The sequence below is a fragment of the Ignavigranum ruoffiae genome, assembly GCF_900110675.1.
Classification (GTDB): Bacteria; Bacillota; Bacilli; order Lactobacillales; family Aerococcaceae; genus Ignavigranum; species Ignavigranum ruoffiae.
Genome location: NZ_FOEN01000007.1, coordinates 1 through 17,696, shown reverse-complemented (window position 1 = coordinate 17,696; position 17,696 = coordinate 1). Strand labels below are relative to the sequence as shown.

Genomic DNA, 17,696 nt, shown 5'->3' with positions numbered 1-17,696 from the left:
TTCTTTTTAATAGAATAATTGGTCAAAATCAATCCACTTCAACTCCTTTCGTACCGCTTCCGTCTAAGAGATTAGAACCACAAAAAAACACCACATTCTCAAGGAATGGGTGCTAATTTTGTCGATAGCAATGTAGGACCACCTAATTCCACAGGTAGCCAAGTTGCAGATAATAACGATAAAGATGCTGATGAGGTTTCGAAGATAGACGAAAGCATTCGAATCACTCGCATAAAGCTCACTCCCTAGACATTCATTATTATCTATCTTCATTATAAGCCATTGACTAGATTTATGATAGCCATTCGCCTTGAAATATTGGATTATTTTCTATTTTTTCTACAAGTTTTACTTAGAGATATTTAGCAATAATATTATTTTCTATAACTTTTACTAATAGATAAATTTATCGCTTGCAATTTAGTTCGAATTCGATATAATTGTCTTTGTAATATAAATTTAACACCTAGGAGGATACAATAATGTCTAAAATTGCCATTGTAACCGGGTCTACTCGTGATACCCGGGTCAACTTACAAGTTGCTGAATATTTATTAAAATTCGCTCAAGAAAATTTTGCTGATCATACTTTTGAATTAGTAGATATCAAAGAATATGATCTACCTATTCTAAATGAAGCTTTACCACCAGCATTTACTACAGAACGTAACCACCCTAATGTGAAACGCTTCTCTGAAAAAATTCAAGAATTCGATGGTTATATCTTTGTAACACCGGAGTATAACCGTGCTACCAGCCCAAGCTTAAAAAATGCTTTGGATAGCTTATATCATGAATGGAACAATAAAGCTGCAGGTATTGCTTCTTATGGTGGACAATTGGGCGCTTCTGCCGCCTTTGGCTTACGTCCAGTCTTAGCTAATTTGAAATTAGCTACTGTTGCCTCTCAAGCAACCTTCTCATTGATGACAGACTTTAAGAACATGTCTGACTTCCAACCAGCAGATTATCATGCGAACTCAATTAAAGCCCTTTTTGAAGATGTTCTACTTTGGGCTCAAGCATTCGCATCTATTCGCTAGGCTATATCGTTACCCCTAGCTCTAAAATCATTTAAACTACGATACTAAAGGGGAGGCCCTTCATCCGACTCCCCTGATAAATACAATAATTATTCGCAAAAAAACGACTAGGTTAGTGATGTTCCCTAGTCGTTTTTACATGTTATTCTTTAGTTCTTTGATATGGATAATTGACTGACTTGCAAAGAAAGCGATCGGGCTAGCCAAAATAGGTATCGGCAGAAGATAATATAACCAACCCAGATAAGGGTATAGAAAATCTAGCAAGAGATAAGAGAGGCCAATTGCTAGAACTTGCCAAATACTGGCTAAAGCGATGAAGCCTGCTTGTTGAAAATAGCGCCACAAAGTTAAACGATAGCGGACAAAGACTATTGGCAAATGAGATAAGATGACACAATAAAGAAGTAAGAGGATTGGGATAATCCAATAAACACCGGCCTGAGGGAAATGATTAATAATTTTTAGGTCCAACCATAACACTAAAAATATTCCCAGAGCCGTATAGCCAACTTTATTCGCCAATTGATCGTCAGACGCTAAAGAAATTTTGAATTGACTCCAAGAAACCTCAGGACTGTCAGAATGGAAAAGATTCGCCAACAAACCTACACTGGCAAAGAAAGCGGGAAAGACTCCAGCAAGAATCCAGCCCTGGAAACTGGCTTTATAGAAATAATATTGAATCCGTATAAAATTTACTAATAAATTGCCAATCTGTTTACTCCATCGCATGTTTATTGACTCCTTCAGCTTCAACTAAATTTACGACTTCGTCCAATTTTTTCAAGCCTTAACCTAACTTTTCAAATCAGACAAGAAGCTCTATTAAATCAAATGTCATCATAATCTAGCCAAAAAGAGAGACCCCCACTTTCGTTGCTTATAGGGGTAGGTCTCTCAAGTGGAGCTTCATAAGTGATTACTAATCAACTGGATAAGTAATAATATTTTGTTTCCGCAAATCATCTCATTCCAGCTGACAATATACTTTTATACTTCCTTCCAGCGATTATAGGCTGCTTGATAAATTTCTTCGAGACGTTTATAACCGATATTTTCCATTGTCTTTAGATATTCTTGCCAAGTTTCATCGTTAATCGGCTTACTTCCCTTAATGAATTGAGCTTCACTTTCCAGCATATAGGTTTCTAGTTCAACAATAATATCCGTCACTTCATTCTGCTCTTCCACCGTGAGATAAGTCAGTGGGAATATGATTTCCCCGTGCTTTAAAATCTTCTCTTCGGTTTCTTTCTGAATAAAATCATTGAACGTCTGATCCATCTCTTCACCAATCGGATCTAATGGAATTGAAAGAGCTGGTACCGTGATGCCATAGGCGGGAGTAATCGTTCCTCGATATTCCTCGACATTCTCTTGACTTGCCGCTTCTTCCGTCAATTGCCGCTGCTCTTTATTCGCACCCCATTGCCAATAGGCTCCTTCGGGTCCGTAGTAAAGATAATCGAACCCTTCTTCGGTATAGAAATAATCAATCCACCGCAGGCTGGCGGCAATATTCGGATTGTGCTTTGTAATCGCAAAGGAACCCCGTTTAATTCCCGGTCCAATCGGCATCAAAGGCGTTTCTTGATAAGAACTTGTCAACGGCGCATACATAGGATCCTCTAAGGCTTCTTCTTCACTTCGCCCCGTTGTAAAATAAGAGAACCAATCTTGAAATAGACCGAGACGATTGGCCTGTCCTTTTGCCTGTTTTTGTTCTACTGACTGAGAGAATATTTCTTGGTCAATTAGTTTGTCCTGATATAGCTTATTCATAAATTCTAAGTAATCACGGAATCCTTCTTCGGCAAAGGTATAACTTACCTTGTCATCTTTCACTTGAATTCCCCAACCTTTTAAACCAAAAGCTGGCATGAACCAATGTCGAATTCCACCGAAGTTCACATCAGATATCGGGATTTCGTCTTTCTCGCCGTTCCCATTAGGATCTTCGTCCCGGAAACGAACCATCAAGTCATAAAATTCATTGGTAGTTTTGGGCAGTTCTTCGACCCCTAAAGCTTCTAACCATTGCCCATTGTATCACATTGGCCCCATAATCCATTGAGAAGTAGGTCCCTTAGTAATATGTGGTAACGCATAAATATGGCCTTCCCCTGTCGTGATAGATTTCTCTATCTCAGGATTCTCTTTCATCAATTTATAGAAATTAGGGGCATACTCCTCCAAATAATCTTCTAGCGGCACCAGTAAACCTTGCTGACCATAATCCACTTCAATCGCATCATTAAGTGTATTGGGTCCCCCCGCATAGATAATATCAGGAAGCTCGCCTGAAGCGAAAGCTAAATTAAATTTAGTACTGAACTCACTTTGCGGTGGTGTTTGGAAGCTGAGCTTAATATTGGTCTTCTTCTCATAATCTTGAATGAGAGGCATATCAGCCCATTCAGCAAGACCCAGATTAGGCGCCATCATGGTTAATTCTAAAGTATCTTTAGTAATGGGAAAACCTTCTTTATTTACATTATTAGCGACTTGTTCTTGATCCTGTTTTGAATTATTGCCTTGTTTTTCTGCCTCTTTTTCAGCCATTTTATTACTACAACCTAATAAGAACAGACAACATACAGCCCAGATAATCCATAATCTTCCCTTGTGACCTTCCATCTTCTTCCTCCTTAACTTACTAACCCTTAATCGCACCAACCATGACACCTTTGACAAAATATCGTTGTAGAAACGGATAAATAATAATTATCGGCAGAGTAGAGACAATCATCACACCATATTTAATAACTTGGCCCAATTGTTGTTGACTGTAGATGAATTCGGCCATCTCACCCGTCACATTCAAATTTGGATTCGATGACATATCTTGAATTACCAGGATTTCTCTTAGAATCATCTGTAAAGGATATTTATCCCGATCATTGAGATATAGTAGAGCATTAAAGAACTGATTCCAATGGCCGATGCCATAGAAGAGTGCCATCACGGCAATAATCGGTTTTGACAAGGGGAAGATAATTAAGCGAAAAATATCGAAATACGAAGCCCCGTCAACCACGGCAGATTCAATCAATTCTTCTGGTATCGAACTCTCGAAATACGAACGTACCACAATTAGATTATAAACTGACACGGCTCCAGGTAAGACCATGGCCCAAATCGTATCGGTTAAACTTAAATTAGTAATTAATATATACGAAGGAATCAAGCCTCCAGAAACAAACATCGTTACAATGATAAATTGAGTGAAAAAAATTACGAGCCGGAAAATCATGACGTGATAGCGCAAATCCAGCCGGTAAAGTAAAAGCCAAGTTAATTAAGGTGCCAGTCACCGTGTATAAAATCGTATTTAGATAACCCCGCCAAATCGCTTGGTTAGCAAATATAAGACGATAACCCTCCCAGGTAATCTCCTTAGGCCATAATAACATCTGACCAGAATTCACTGACTGCGGCGATGATATGGAAGCGCTGAGGATATAAATCAAAGGATAAAGCACACTAAGTAAAACCAATCCTACAAATATATATACTAAAACATTAAAGATAATATCTTGATAATTCCGCTGAATTTTATCCATAATTCCCTCCTTACCAAAGACTAATACGACTGAGCTTGCGTGAGAATTTATTTACAACTACTAGAAGGATGGCATTAATCGCCGAATTAAAGAGACCAATCGCGGCTGCATAAGAATAGTTACCATCCAGTAGACCTTGCTTATATGTAAAGGTCGCAATCACATTTGATTCTGAGATATTGAGTGCATTCTGCATTAAAAGAATTTTCTCATAACCCATGGCCATTATTGACCCAAAATTCAGAATTAATAAAATCACCATCGTAGGAATCAAAGCGGGTAGATTGATGTAGATTAATTTCTGCCAACGACTAGCTCCGTCGATGGAAGCTGCTTCATAAAGTTGGGGGTCAACTCCTAAAAGGGCTGCCATATAGATGATGGTATTCCAGCCTGTGTTCTGCCAAATGCCGGAAAAGACATAAATCGTCTTAAACCAAGAAGCTTCTTCGAGAAAGGCCACCCGTTCAAAACCTAGACTCGCTAATAAATGATTTAATAAACCTGTAGACGGCGACAAGAAGGCGACGAGCATCCCCACAATCACGACTGTCGAAATAAAATGAGGAGCATAAGTTACTGTTTGAGCGAATTTCTTAAAGAATCCATTGCGTAGTTCATTGAATAATAAAGCCAGGATGATTGGCATCGGAAACCCCACAACTAGCTCATAAAGACTGATTTGCAAGGTGTTTCGCATCAAATCAGAAAAATAGTAAGAATTAAAAAATCGTTTAAAATGCTTGAAGCCTACCCTAGGACTATCCAGAATTCCTAACGATGGCTTATAATCCTTAAAGGCAATCTGAACACCATACATGGGTCCGTAATGGAAGATCAAGAAATAGATCACAGCCGGGGCTATTAACACATATAATTGCCAATACCGCTGGAAATGGTTCTTCATACGCTGAGTGAGTTTGACAGATGCTTGCTTCGGAGTGGGCCGCTTTAACTTTCGGATGTCTTTATTCTTCACGAGCCGGCCTCCTTATCTATTTCTTCTGCTAACAAGTTTAATTCAGTCTTTCGGTCAAAGAATAATAGTTTATCCGGATTGAAATGAACTTGTACTGTCTGACCGACTTTGACATTCAGAGGTGGGTTAAAACGAGCCACCCATGGCGAAGAATTCTCGGCAAAATTAAAATAAACATAAGTATCTGAGCCTACTTGCTCTACATTCTCCAAACGAATACTTATTTCATTCTTTGAAGTTATACTCTCTTCACGATGCAGCTGGTCCTTATCTTCCACATATGCGATATTCGCAGGACGAATGCCAACCCAGACTTCTAGACCTTCTGAAGGAATCTCTACTTGTCCAATCGGATAATAAGAGAGATCAACTTGATGATTCGCAAAATCTAAGATGGTCTGTTGACCCTGCTTACGTATGACTGCTTTGCCAATATTCATTTGTGGACTGCCTATAAATTGAGCGACGAATAAATTATGGGGACGATTATATAAATTATCGGGCGTATCAAATTGCTCAACACGGCCTTGATTCATTACAGCAATCCGATCACCCATGGTCATGGCTTCGGTTTGGTCATGAGTCACATAAATAAAGGTTGTTGCTAGCTTACGATGAAGACTGACGATCTCAGATCGCATGGTTACTCGCAACTTGGCATCTAAATTCGATAAAGGTTCATCCAGTAAGAAAACTTTGGGTTCACGAACCATGGCTCGACCTAAAGCCACTCGCTGACGTTGACCACCGGATAAAGATTCAGGTTTACGATCCAATACCTCTTCTAACTGGAGAATCTTAGCAACTCGGTCTACCTTCGCATAACGTGTCTTACGGTCTTGTCCAGCAATCTTTAAGGCAAAAGCAATGTTATCTCGCGTTGTCATATGTGGATAGAGGGCATAAGATTGAAACACCATCGCAATATCACGATCTTTTGGTTGCCGTTGATTCATCATTAGCTGATCAATCCATAATTCTCCTTGACTAATTGTTTCTAAACCCGCAATCATCCTTAAGGTAGTAGATTTACCGCACCCTGAAGGTCCAACCAAGACTACAAATTCTCCATCTTCTATAGACAAATTTACTTGGTCCACTGCTTTAAAACCATCAGGATAGATTTTAGAAACATTGTGTAGGTTAACCTCTGCCATGATATTTCCCCCTATTCAGTTGACTAAAAATACGGAAAAGAAAAATGACTTTCAGTAAAAAGTCATTAAAAAATAAAGAAAGCGCATTCATTTTCATTCAAGAATATTTTACTATAGTCATTATTTCTTGTCTATTAATATGCCTGATCGTTCATATGTTAATCCTTAGCATTAGAACATCTTATATTTCATATGATTTATTTGAAATCAATCCCTGTCAGTAAAATCTTATTTATGTGGTTTTATTAATCAATCAATAGGATTAATATTTCAATTTTTTGTTAGCTGGAGCTTTCATTCAGCGAAGGTACAGGGTAACCCATCCATCTCAGATGAATGTTTAATTTATGGCTATTCAATTCAACAATGAACCCGACTCATATTGCTATTATGCAAATCAAAAAAATGCTGAGCCTCTTAGACCCAGCATGTTTCTATTTGGAAAATAAATTTATTGTTATTTCTTGCTAAAGACAGTATTAAAGTAAGTATCGATACCACGAGCCACCGCGTGCATGATTTGATTTTGATAATTCTTATCAACTAACTTATTAAAGTCATTCCAAGTATCTACGAAACCAAATTCAAGTAAGGCAGCCGGAACCTTGGTTTCACGTAACACAGCATAAGATGCTGACTGAACTCCATGATTACGTGCTGGATTATTCGGGAAGAAGCGGTGATCGGTACTAATCAAATTATTATGGATCAAATTCGTTAGATGGGCACTATTGGCAATCCGCATACCATCATTATGAAGGGAACCATTTATGACAGGTTTATAACCATCTTCATATTCATAATAGAAAGATACAATTCCGGTAGCTGATGGCGTTGGCATCGCATTATGGTGAAGAGAAATAAAGATATCCGCATCAGATCCATTAACCATACGAGACCGTTCTGTTCTAAAATCATAAGAAGAATCATCTGTACGTGTTCGACGCACAATATAACCCATATCTTCGAGAATACGTGTTAATTGATTGTCTAAATTCAAGTTCATATCTTTCTCATAGATTCGTCCGGAAACAGTATGTGTACCGGAATCATTGCCTCCGTGTCCGGCATCTAGCCAAACCACACGCTTACCATCAAAACTCCGGGAATGACTCATCGGTACTACTTGCACATTTGGGATAATAATGGTTTGTCCTACATACAGACGACTTAGTCCACCATTCGCTTGACGAATTGCTTCAGGGGTTACACCAAAATTCTTTGCAATCGTATAAAGGGTATCCCCAGCTTGAACCCCATAATTTACTCGTGACAAGTTTGTTCCCACATAGGATCCTGAAGGTTGGCTTGGACTTGGTTGAGCTGGTTTTGGTTGGCTTGGTGTATTGTTGGTGCCAGGACTGACAATTAAGACTTGGCCTGGATGGATTAAGTCTGATTTCAGATTATTCCATTGGCGTAGTTGGTCTGCCGTAATACCATGGTCTTGAGCTATCTTATTAACCCATTCCCCAGCTTTGACAGTATAAGTTTTAGACGGTTGAGTGCTTGTACCAGGCTGGCTTGGCTTAGGTTGAACTGGTTTTGGTTGGGTCGGCGTAGTAGTTCCTTGACTTACCACTAGGACTTGACCTGGGTGGATCAAATCTGATTTTAGATTGTTCCATTGGCGTAGTTGGTCTGCCGTAATACCATGGTCTTGAGCTATCTTATTAACCCATTCCCCAGCTTTGACGGTATAAGTTTTAGATGGTTGAGTGTTGCTACCTGGTTGACTTGGTTTGGGTTGTGCTGGTTTGGGTTGGGTCGGCACAGTGCTTCCTTGACTTACCACTAGGACTTGACCTGGGTGGATCAAATCTGATTTTAGATTATTCCATTGGCGCAACTGGTCCGCCGTAATACCATGGTCTTGAGCTATCTTATTAACCCACTCACCCGCTTTTACAGTATAAGTTTTAGATGGTTGAGTGCTACTACCTGGTTGACTTGGTTTGGGTTGACTTGGTTTGGGTTGGGTCGGCGTAGTGCTTCCTTGACTTACAACTAGGACTTGACCTGGGTGGATTAAATCTGATTTTAGATTGTTCCATTGGCGCAACTGGTCTGCCGTAATACCATGATCTTGAGCTATCTTATTAACCCATTCACCCGCTTTAACCGTATAAGTTCCATTATTTTGTCTCTGAGTTAAGGGTTGAAGTGTTTGAGCTTCACTAAGTTGAACCGATTCACTTTGTTCGAATGAATTATTGGTCGTTTCTTCTGTCACATTTGTTTCTTCCTGATCCGTCGTTTCTACCGGTGCATTTCCCGTAGATACGCGTAGAACTTGACCTGGATAAATAAAATTAGATGATAAACCATTTAAAGCTTTTAATTCTTCCAGACTCATGCCATGATTTATAGCAATACGATATAAGCCGTCTCCAGCTTGCACGGTATAATTAGAATCTGTTACTGCATAGGTGTCTGTTGCTAATTCTTCAGCTGCTACTTGAGACAGGGCTCCCGCAGAAAGAGAGGCTAACAAAGCCATCGACATCGTGACCCAGCTAGCACTTCCTAATTTTTTACCATTCTTAACCATGATTCTTCCCCTTTATATGTCATAATCAAACCTAAGTAAAAAAGCCTTTGCATGCTTATCTTATCATGAATTCGAAGAAAATAGCTCAAAATATTATTACATTATTGTCACAAACATTACAAATCTATATCAATACATTTTTTGAGCAAAGAAAAACTGATGTCCCCTATAAGGACACCAGTTCAAGCTAATATTTATATTTTTATCCGCGTTCAACAGCGACATAATATTCAGAACTCCGAACCACTTTAGCCCCGAATGGCATTAAGGCCAGGACGGATAATTTGAATTGTTGGATACCAAAGGGAATGCCAATAATCGTAAGACACAGAACAACTCCGCTCGCTAATTCAGCCAGTGCAATTGGAATTCCGCCGAAACAAAGCCAAAGAATATTTAATATCAGTGAAGAAACTTGAGGACTATAGATTACTCGTTTGCCAAAGGGCCAGAAATGTAGGCGGGCTAACTTAAAGCATTGGATACCGATGGGCAAACCAATAATCGTTATCGACCAAAGTAAGCCAATAATAAACCAAGCCAGCGCATCAAACAATCCGCCAAAAATTAACCAAATTAGATTAGCAAGTAAATTCATCCTGTCTCCCCCTTTCTCTTATAATAATTATAAGAGAGAGAAGGACCTTGGACATCCTACCCTAGGCTGATATTAAGCTGATAGTTTAGCTTTTTGATTTCGTTTATAGTCTTGAATGATTTTCTTTGCTCGTTTACGTGTTTTAATATTAGGACTATGTAATTGACGATAGGCTGCTCCTAAACTTTCTTTCATCAAACTCTTCCTTTCTATTTCTACCAAGACGCTTTCTTAACTCCAGGAATCAGACCCTTAGCCGCCAGTTGACGGAAATTAACCCGGGACATATCAAATTTGCGCATATAACCTCGAGGTCGGCCATCAATCCCGTCACGACGATGAAGACGAACTGGACTAGAATCTCGTGGTAATTTTGCTAAAGCGGCGTAGTCTCCTGCTTCTTTTAGAGCCTGACGACGTTCACGATAGCGATCGACCATAGCGACTTGTTTTTTATATTTTTCAATTTTTGCTTTTTTAGCCATATTAAACTCCTTTTTAAAAGTAATTATTACTATTTAAAGAGTTTAACATAATTTTATGAAAGGTCAAGTTATTTTTTATTTGTAATAAGTATTTGTTGATCCCCATAAATCAGACCTTGCTTGATATCGAATAGTTGATGATCTTCATCTCGTGGAATTTTCTTTAGCCAAAGGAGTAAGTGATCTAATAAAATCTGACTAAGATAGGCTAGATGTATAAAGGAGTGCTCCTGATGGTCTAGCAAGGCTCTAAAAATTACTGGTTGCTTTCTTAAACTGATAATCGGTAAGTTATCTTCCGCGTTAAAAGGATGACCTTGCAGCATATGATTTCTTATCTTCAAAATACTCGACGTAAGATTATTATAAGATTGCTGGCCAAACTGATCCTCAAGCCATTGCAAATAGGACGCTTCTGAAAGTTGATGATAATCATAACGCACCGCCAAGTCCATTAATAGACATAATTTAACTAAAGCTAAAACATATTTATCCTCTTTAACATTTCTTTCAGCTTGTCGATATAAATCCTCAAAAATTTCAAACATCTTCATCGCCTCTTAAATAAATTCTATACATCGAATACTTTCTCGTGCAATCCACCGTTGTCCCAAACAAATAGCCTGATGACTTAACTTAGTAATATATCCCTCATGATCGATACACGTTGGATTTAACGTTAAACAAACACGATATTGATCTTTGTATGCCCGTAATATTACCGCGGCCATCTCGTCACCATCTTGTTGAATGGGCTGAACCGATTGATTTAATAGCTTAGTTTCCATGAAATCCCTCCCTCGCCTCTTAATTATACGAACAAACGTTCTTGTTTTCAAGACCCATTCGCATAAAAAAAGACGCCCTAAAGGCGTCATTGCTACCATGCTATTTCTCGTGAACTTAAATAATCTCTTCTTCTTGGAGCTTCTTGGCTTGAATAATTTCTTTCAAACCACCCCACTCTTCCTTGAAGATATCCGGATTCATTTCTTTAAGATCTTCGGCGATAAGAGGTTCAAATTCCATCAAATCGAGAATATCTTTCTGTAAATCAACACCAGGCGCTAATTCAATCAAACGAATTTGTCCTTGATATAAGTCAAAGACAGCCCGTTCGGTTACATAGAGAACTCTTTGTTCATTCTCTGCCGCATATTTACCAGAGAATGAAACTTGTTCTACTTGTTTAACAAATTTTGGCCCCTTACCTTGATCTGTGATGACTAACTTACCGTCTTCAACATGGGCTTTAGAGCCAATGGTGAAAGTACCCACAAAAACAATATCCTTAGTATTTTGCGAGATATTAATGAAGCCACCCGGTCCCGGAACTTTAGGTCCAAATTTGGTCACATTATTATTCCCGTATTGATCAATTTCACCAATTCCTAACACTGCAAGGTCCAGACCCCCACCATCATAGAAATCAAATTGGTTGGCCATCGGAATTTGCGCATCTGAATTGTATGAGCCGCCAAAGTCTAATCCACCTGTAGGCGTTCCTCCCCAAATACCCATTTCTAGAGTTACTTGATACTCGTCATTGACCCCTTCTTCCTGAGCGACATGGGCCACCATATCTGGAGTACCAATCCCTAGATTGACAATCGATTGAGGTTTCAGTTCCATGGCTGCCCGACGGGCAATAATCTTACGAGTGCTGAACTTCACTGGTTTAGCATCTTTCACCGACTTACGCACTTGGTTGGAAATTTCCGGACTATAGAAGGTCCCCATGGTTTGATAGTGATATTCTGGATCAGCTACTACGATGTAATCAACTAAACCACCTGGAACGAGAATCGACTTCGGATCGATCGACTTACCTTCAGCAAGGTATTTGACCTGAGCAACGACGACTCCACCAGAGTTATGGGTTGCCATCGCTAATTCAAGTTGTTCCAACTTACAAGTTTCATGTTCGACGGAGATATTTCCATTCACATCGGCTGTGGTTCCGCGAATGAAAGCCACATCGATATCCATCTGTGGAAACTGTAGCCAATCTCGGTCATCAATATTAACCACCTTAATTAATTCTTCAGTCGTTTTGGGTGTCGATTTGGCTCCATCTAATCGAGGATCGACAAAGGTCTGTAAACCAACTTGCGTGAGATAAGGTTTCTTACCGGCAATGGCTCGATACCATTGGGTAAATACACCTTGTGGAAACAGATAGGTTTCATATTTGTTATCAACAATTGCTTGAACCATACCTGGCGAAGAACCCACGTGTCCAGCAATAATTCGCTTAACTAAGCCATCCGCTAATAAATGGTCTGCTCCACGGCCTGGTTGATTATTACCGATTCCACAAGACCACATAATTGAGATTTCTTTAGGATGTTGTTCTTCTTCATAACGTTCTTTTAAACCGACTAATAAATCTTCTGGCAAGCCCCCTAAACCAAAAGTAGCCGTTGCTAATGTATCTCCATCTTTGAGCAGTTTGGCTGCTTCAATTCTAGAAATAACTGGTTTTTCAGCCATCTCATTTTCCCCCTTAAATTTCTTTTAATAGAATAAAGACGATACTAACAATATAACAATTAACGTCACAATATGGCCCCCATTGACCACAAAAAATTGATGCCAGAAGGTCTCTTTGAAACGGGTACCCGATAAACTTTCAAAAGTAATCGTCACCCCAGAATGGGGCACGACCGTAATAATGGCTGAAGCAACGGTCGCAATACGATGAAGCAATTCAGGATGAATCCCCATCTCAATGTATTGCTGACCAAAGCTCCCCATTACAATCCCAATCGCTCCAGAAGCTGATCCGGTTATTCCCCCGAGTAAACCGGTTGCCAATGAAAGACCAATTAGTGGATTATTCGACAGAGACATTAAGGCCGATTGAATCAGACTAAAGCCAGCCGCTGAAGTCAGTACAGTGCCAAAAGCTACCGAAGATGAGGTGGCGAAGGCCGAGCCCACCGCACCTACGGATCCATTATTTAATAGTTCTTGATTGCTAGGAATATAATCACGATACAAAATGGCAGCTAAAAGAATGGCCGTCGATAAAGCTAAGAGAATGATATTAGTCACCTGACTAAATATTAAATTAATACCGATAAGCACAATAATGGGAATTAAGGCAATCCCAATCGACGGTAAATCGGCTGGATCAATATCATAATCTTCTTCAACAGGTCTTGACGGGTCCTGACGCTTTTCTAAATAAGTATAGAATGTTTCCCCTTTGGCTAAGCTCCGTCTTAACATGATATACATATAAGCTAAACCATAGCTAATGATCACTACGGTCCCCACCAAACTTAAGCCGGGAGCAGCGGTTAAAGACGTTCCTAAATAGGTCGTCGGAACCGCGTTCTGAACCGAAGGAGCTCCCGGCAAAGTCGACATGGTAAAGGTTGCCATTCCCATGAATAAAGGGATAGGTAGAAGTGCCCAATTTAAATCCATTCGTTTAAAGATCGGTCGTGCTAAAGGAACGAGGGCAAACATGACCACAAATAAACTGATGCCTCCGTAAGTCAAGACAGCAGCAATGGCCATAAAGGCGACCATCACTCTGAATTTATGTTCAGTACCTACCCGTTCTAAGACAAAATTGGCAATCGCTATCGTTGCTCGCGATTTCTCCATATATTGGGCTAGAATGGCTCCCAGCAGAAATATAGCGAAATTCTTTATCAAGAAGCCAGCTAATCCAGTCATATAAGAGGGATATTCTCCTAAATAAGCCTCGAAGACATTCATCTGATTGGCTAATACAACAATCAATGTTGCTAAGGGTGCCGCAATAACAATATTTAAGCGTTTCACCGTTAGAAAAATAATGGTCGCAATCGCAATAAATATGCCAATAACCCCTATATATTCCATATACATCTTCCTTTACTTCTTCTTTGTTGTCAGAATTCAAAGGAAGTCTTCCCGTGGCCACAAAGGAACCCTTCAACTTGAAATCGTCCGTCTAGGCTCCTTGGTAGAACCCATTCTCAAACAATACAGCAATTCCCATACCGCCACCGATACAAGCTGATCCAATCACATATTTGTATTCAGGATGACGTTTCATTTGATAAAGCAGTGATACGGTAATACGGGCGCCAGACATACCAAGTGGATGACCTAATGAAACTCCGCCTCCTTGCGGGTTAAATTGGTTCTTATACCAGTCTGAATCCATATCAATACCTAACTCTACTAAGCAACCGACTTGTTGAGCAGCAAAGGCTTCATTAATTTCCAGAATGCCAATATCTTTTTGCAGATCGAGGTGATTGCGTTCAAGCAATTTCTTAATCGCTGGCACAGGGCCTAAGCCCATAATTTTTGGATCCACACCAGAAATATTATAGTCAAGCACCTTAGCCCAAACGGTTAGGTTATTCTTCTCCGCATATGAAGCGGTCGTAACAATTGAGAAAGCTCCCCCATCATTTAAACCTGAGGCATTTCCGGCAGTAACGGTCCCATCTTTCTCAAAAACTGGTTTAAGTTTAGCTAAACTTTCCAAGGTTGTATTAGGCTTAGGGAATTCATCCTGATCAACGACAGTGACTTGTCCTTTACGACCAGGGACTTCAACAGGGACGATTTCTTCAGCAAAATATCCTTTTTCAATCGCATTCTTAGCCTTCATTTGTGAATCATAAGCAAATTGGTCTTGGCTTTCGCGACTTAAGTTCAAGTGACGTACCACATTTTCTGCCGTATTTCCCATGTGGTTGACTCCTGAATCTGTACCACTGGCTGATGCATGTCCTGCTAAGTTGGCATCAATCAATTTGAAATTACCCATCTTCAATCCTTGGTAACGTGATTCAATCGGTAAATAGAATGGTGCACGTGATAAGGATTCGACACCGCCCGCCGCCACGACTTCATTGTCGCCTAACTTAATTTGTTGTACGGCAGATACTAAAGATTGGAAACCTGAACCACAGATGCGGTTGATGGTCATTCCAGTAGAAGTGTGTGGGAGTCCAGCGTCGATCCCAATGATATTTCCCAAGTTGTTAGACGTTTGACTACCTGTTACATGTCCGACGATGACTTCTTCTACTTCTTCTTTAGCGACACCGGATCGTTTTAACGCTTCTTCTAAGGCAATCACACCAAGTTCTGCTTCGGTCACTGTCTTTAAGCCACCTAAGAAACTTCCGACTGGGGTTCGAGCGCCACCAACGATGACGACATCTTCATCTCTATATTGCATATTTATTTCCTTCTCTCTTTATATTTGCGCTTCTAACATGGTTACGAATAAATGAACTTTTAAACAAAGGCACCTAAGCCAGTATAGTATCGACCAATGATTAAGGAATTGACTTCATGCGTTCCTTCATAGGTATACATTCCCTCAATATCTGCCATAAATCTTGGGACATCATGCATTAATAAGATACCATTACCGCCACATACTTCACGAGCTAAGGCCGCATTCTCACGGGCTCTTAAACCATTGTGCATTTTAGCCATTGAAGAAGCTTCTTCAGAATAGATGCCGGCTTCTTGAGCCTTGGCCAATTTCACTGATAGGGCTAGGGTCGCTTGAGCATTCATCGCCATCCGGGCTAATTTCTCTTGAATTAATTGGAAACTTGCGACAGGTTTATCAAAAGCTAAACGTTCACGCGTATATTTCAAGGCAGCTTCAAAAGCTCCAGCAGTTGCCCCTGCTAATAACCAAGCCACATCTGAACGTGTGTTTCTTAAGATTTTGGCGCAATCTTTCCAAGAATTAACATTTTGAGCCCGATATTTTTCGGAAACGCGTACATTTTCATAGATAATTTCGGCATTTGGCATATGACGGAAGAAAGCTTTTTGTGGCGTTACAAAGGTGGTTACCCCTTCACTTTCACGTTCAACAAAGAACATCTTTACTTGTTGGTCATCGACATCACGGGCGAAGAAAGCATGCCAATGAGCTAATGTTCCGCCACCAATCCATTTCTTATGACCATTAAGAATCCAAGTATCCCCTTCACGGCGGGCTGTTGAAGCTAAACCACCTGCGATATCAGATCCGTGATCTGGTTCAGTCATTGCCAGTACCCCTGGTCGTTCATATGACAAGACACCAGGCATAATTTCGTCGATTTGTTCTTGGCTACCTCCTAAACGTACACACTCATGGAACAGTCCTGCATTCGCCGTCACGAATGTTCCAGCTACTGGATCTGTTTTGGCACAGGTATAAGCACGGAAACCACGGAATAATTCGGAGATGCGTCCATTTTCCCGGCCTTCCAACAATTTAGGGTTATCCATTAAGCCAACGTCCATAATCTTCAAGAACGCTTCTAACGGTACTTCAGCCTTGTCCCAAGCATCATCCAGAGTTGGATAGACATCTTCTTTCAATACACGTTCAAGTTCGCTTAGGACCTCTTTCTCCCCTTCAGTCAGGTCGGCTGCGAAATTGTATAAGTCAGAATAGAAGAATTTCTCACCACTCTGAAATTGTTTATCTGCATAAGATTCTTTGACCATTTTGTTTGTCCCCCTTATTTGATTCTTTCCTTATTTCTTATCGTAGTCGTAGTAACCCTTCCCAACCTTGCGACCAATGCGGCCAGCACGAACTAAGTTCTTCAAGGTGGTTGGTGGCGTCCAACGAGATTCGCCAAATTCTTTCGCGAAGTATTCCATCACATAGTAACCGATATCCACACCCGCATAGTCTTGCAGTTCAAAAGCACCCATTGGGTGATTCAAGCCATATTTCATCGCCTTATCAATATCTTCGACCGAAGCAATCCCTTCTTCTAAAACTTTGATCGCTTCAATAAATTGTGGAATCATAATCCGGTTGACGATAAAGCCAGGCGAATCTTTCTTCACGGTCACGACTTCTTTACCGATCGATTCAGCTAATTCACGAACCGTTTGAGCGGTCTCTTCACTGGTTTCATAGCCATGAATCACTTCCACCAATTTCATCACTTGCGCCGGGTTAAAGAAGTGCATACCAGCGAAACGACTTGGATTGTCTAAGACACTGGCAATTTCCGTAATTGATAGCGAAGAAGTATTGGTGGCTAAGACAACCTCTGGCCGAACGATTCCTTCTAATTCTTTGAAGACGGATTGCTTTAAGTCCATCTTTTCAAGGACGGCTTCGACCACGAAATCAACCTCTTTAAAATCGGCTAATTCGGTGGTCGTTTGGATACGACCTAAGGTTGCTTCTTTATCTTCTTGAGAAAGTTTCCCACGTTGCACGGATTTCTCCATAAATTTCTCAATCCGTTGCAGTCCCCCTTGTAGGAATTCCTCTTTAATATCCCGCAAAATAACTTGGTATCCGTTCATTGCGAATGCGTTCGCAAT

At 40.2% G+C, this 17,696-nt stretch carries 17 protein-coding genes and 1 pseudogene; 1 reads left to right on the top strand and 17 read right to left on the bottom strand.

The features are described from left to right. The first annotated feature begins 482 nt into the window (after window positions 1-482). Entirely contained in the window at window positions 483-1,043 is a 561-nt protein-coding gene (locus tag BMX34_RS06385) for an NADPH-dependent FMN reductase (RefSeq protein ID WP_092571953.1), read from the top strand. A gap of 135 nt (window positions 1,044-1,178) precedes the next feature. On the opposite strand, the gene BMX34_RS06380 is transcribed toward BMX34_RS06385, so the two are convergent. The 17 genes and pseudogenes from BMX34_RS06380 to BMX34_RS06300 form a co-directional block, all read right to left on the bottom strand. Next, complete coding sequence (locus BMX34_RS06380; RefSeq protein WP_092571952.1) at window positions 1,179-1,778, bottom strand: YesL family protein; 600 nt, start codon at window positions 1,776-1,778, stop codon at window positions 1,179-1,181. Between the two features lie 258 nt (window positions 1,779-2,036). Further along, window positions 2,037-3,026 (bottom strand): type 2 periplasmic-binding domain-containing protein, encoded by a 990-nt coding sequence (locus tag BMX34_RS06375; RefSeq protein ID WP_143440737.1) that lies wholly within the window; start codon window positions 3,024-3,026, stop codon window positions 2,037-2,039. A gap of 69 nt (window positions 3,027-3,095) precedes the next feature. After that, complete coding sequence (locus tag BMX34_RS06370) at window positions 3,096-3,683, bottom strand: extracellular solute-binding protein (RefSeq protein WP_092571950.1); 588 nt, start codon at window positions 3,681-3,683, stop codon at window positions 3,096-3,098. Window positions 3,684-3,702: 19 nt separating this feature from the next. Continuing rightward, a pseudogene (locus tag BMX34_RS09965) lies at window positions 3,703-4,609 on the bottom strand (carbohydrate ABC transporter permease). A gap of 10 nt (window positions 4,610-4,619) precedes the next feature. Beyond that, window positions 4,620-5,516 carry an ABC transporter permease gene (locus BMX34_RS06360; RefSeq protein WP_092572112.1) on the bottom strand — a complete coding sequence of 299 codons (897 nt, stop codon included), beginning with the start codon at window positions 5,514-5,516 and terminating at the stop codon, window positions 4,620-4,622. 68 nt (window positions 5,517-5,584) lie between these two features. Then, window positions 5,585-6,745 (bottom strand): ABC transporter ATP-binding protein, encoded by a 1,161-nt coding sequence (locus BMX34_RS06355; RefSeq protein WP_092571949.1) that lies wholly within the window; start codon window positions 6,743-6,745, stop codon window positions 5,585-5,587. A 457-nt stretch (window positions 6,746-7,202) separates the two neighbouring features. Next, window positions 7,203-9,296 (bottom strand): LysM peptidoglycan-binding domain-containing protein, encoded by a 2,094-nt coding sequence (locus BMX34_RS06350; protein WP_092571948.1) that lies wholly within the window; start codon window positions 9,294-9,296, stop codon window positions 7,203-7,205. A 202-nt stretch (window positions 9,297-9,498) separates the two neighbouring features. Beyond that, on the bottom strand, window positions 9,499-9,894 hold the full coding sequence (locus BMX34_RS06345; RefSeq protein WP_092571947.1) for a YccF domain-containing protein: 396 nt from the start codon (window positions 9,892-9,894) through the stop codon (window positions 9,499-9,501). A gap of 72 nt (window positions 9,895-9,966) precedes the next feature. Continuing rightward, the gene (locus tag BMX34_RS09740) at window positions 9,967-10,089 is read right to left on the bottom strand and encodes a putative metal homeostasis protein (protein WP_159428871.1); all 123 of its coding nucleotides are present in this window, start codon (window positions 10,087-10,089) and stop codon (window positions 9,967-9,969) included. 20 nt (window positions 10,090-10,109) lie between these two features. Then, complete coding sequence (gene rpsN, locus BMX34_RS06335; RefSeq protein ID WP_092571945.1) at window positions 10,110-10,379, bottom strand: 30S ribosomal protein S14; 270 nt, start codon at window positions 10,377-10,379, stop codon at window positions 10,110-10,112. Between the two features lie 68 nt (window positions 10,380-10,447). Next, complete coding sequence (locus BMX34_RS06330) at window positions 10,448-10,927, bottom strand: hypothetical protein (RefSeq protein ID WP_092571944.1); 480 nt, start codon at window positions 10,925-10,927, stop codon at window positions 10,448-10,450. Window positions 10,928-10,939: 12 nt separating this feature from the next. Continuing rightward, window positions 10,940-11,167 (bottom strand): hypothetical protein, encoded by a 228-nt coding sequence (locus tag BMX34_RS06325; RefSeq protein WP_092571943.1) that lies wholly within the window; start codon window positions 11,165-11,167, stop codon window positions 10,940-10,942. A gap of 115 nt (window positions 11,168-11,282) precedes the next feature. Then, window positions 11,283-12,872 (bottom strand): acyl CoA:acetate/3-ketoacid CoA transferase, encoded by a 1,590-nt coding sequence (locus BMX34_RS06320; protein WP_092571942.1) that lies wholly within the window; start codon window positions 12,870-12,872, stop codon window positions 11,283-11,285. 24 nt (window positions 12,873-12,896) lie between these two features. Next, a complete protein-coding gene (locus tag BMX34_RS06315; RefSeq protein ID WP_092571941.1) occupies window positions 12,897-14,237 on the bottom strand; it encodes a GntP family permease in 1,341 nt (446 codons plus the stop codon). A 91-nt stretch (window positions 14,238-14,328) separates the two neighbouring features. Next, complete coding sequence (locus BMX34_RS06310) at window positions 14,329-15,576, bottom strand: thiolase family protein (RefSeq protein ID WP_092571940.1); 1,248 nt, start codon at window positions 15,574-15,576, stop codon at window positions 14,329-14,331. Between the two features lie 59 nt (window positions 15,577-15,635). Continuing rightward, window positions 15,636-16,856 (bottom strand): acyl-CoA dehydrogenase family protein, encoded by a 1,221-nt coding sequence (locus BMX34_RS06305; protein WP_092571939.1) that lies wholly within the window; start codon window positions 16,854-16,856, stop codon window positions 15,636-15,638. A gap of 30 nt (window positions 16,857-16,886) precedes the next feature. Further along, window positions 16,887-17,696: 3-hydroxyacyl-CoA dehydrogenase family protein (locus tag BMX34_RS06300; RefSeq protein WP_143440736.1), on the bottom strand; the 810-nt coding region annotated here is incomplete at its 5' end.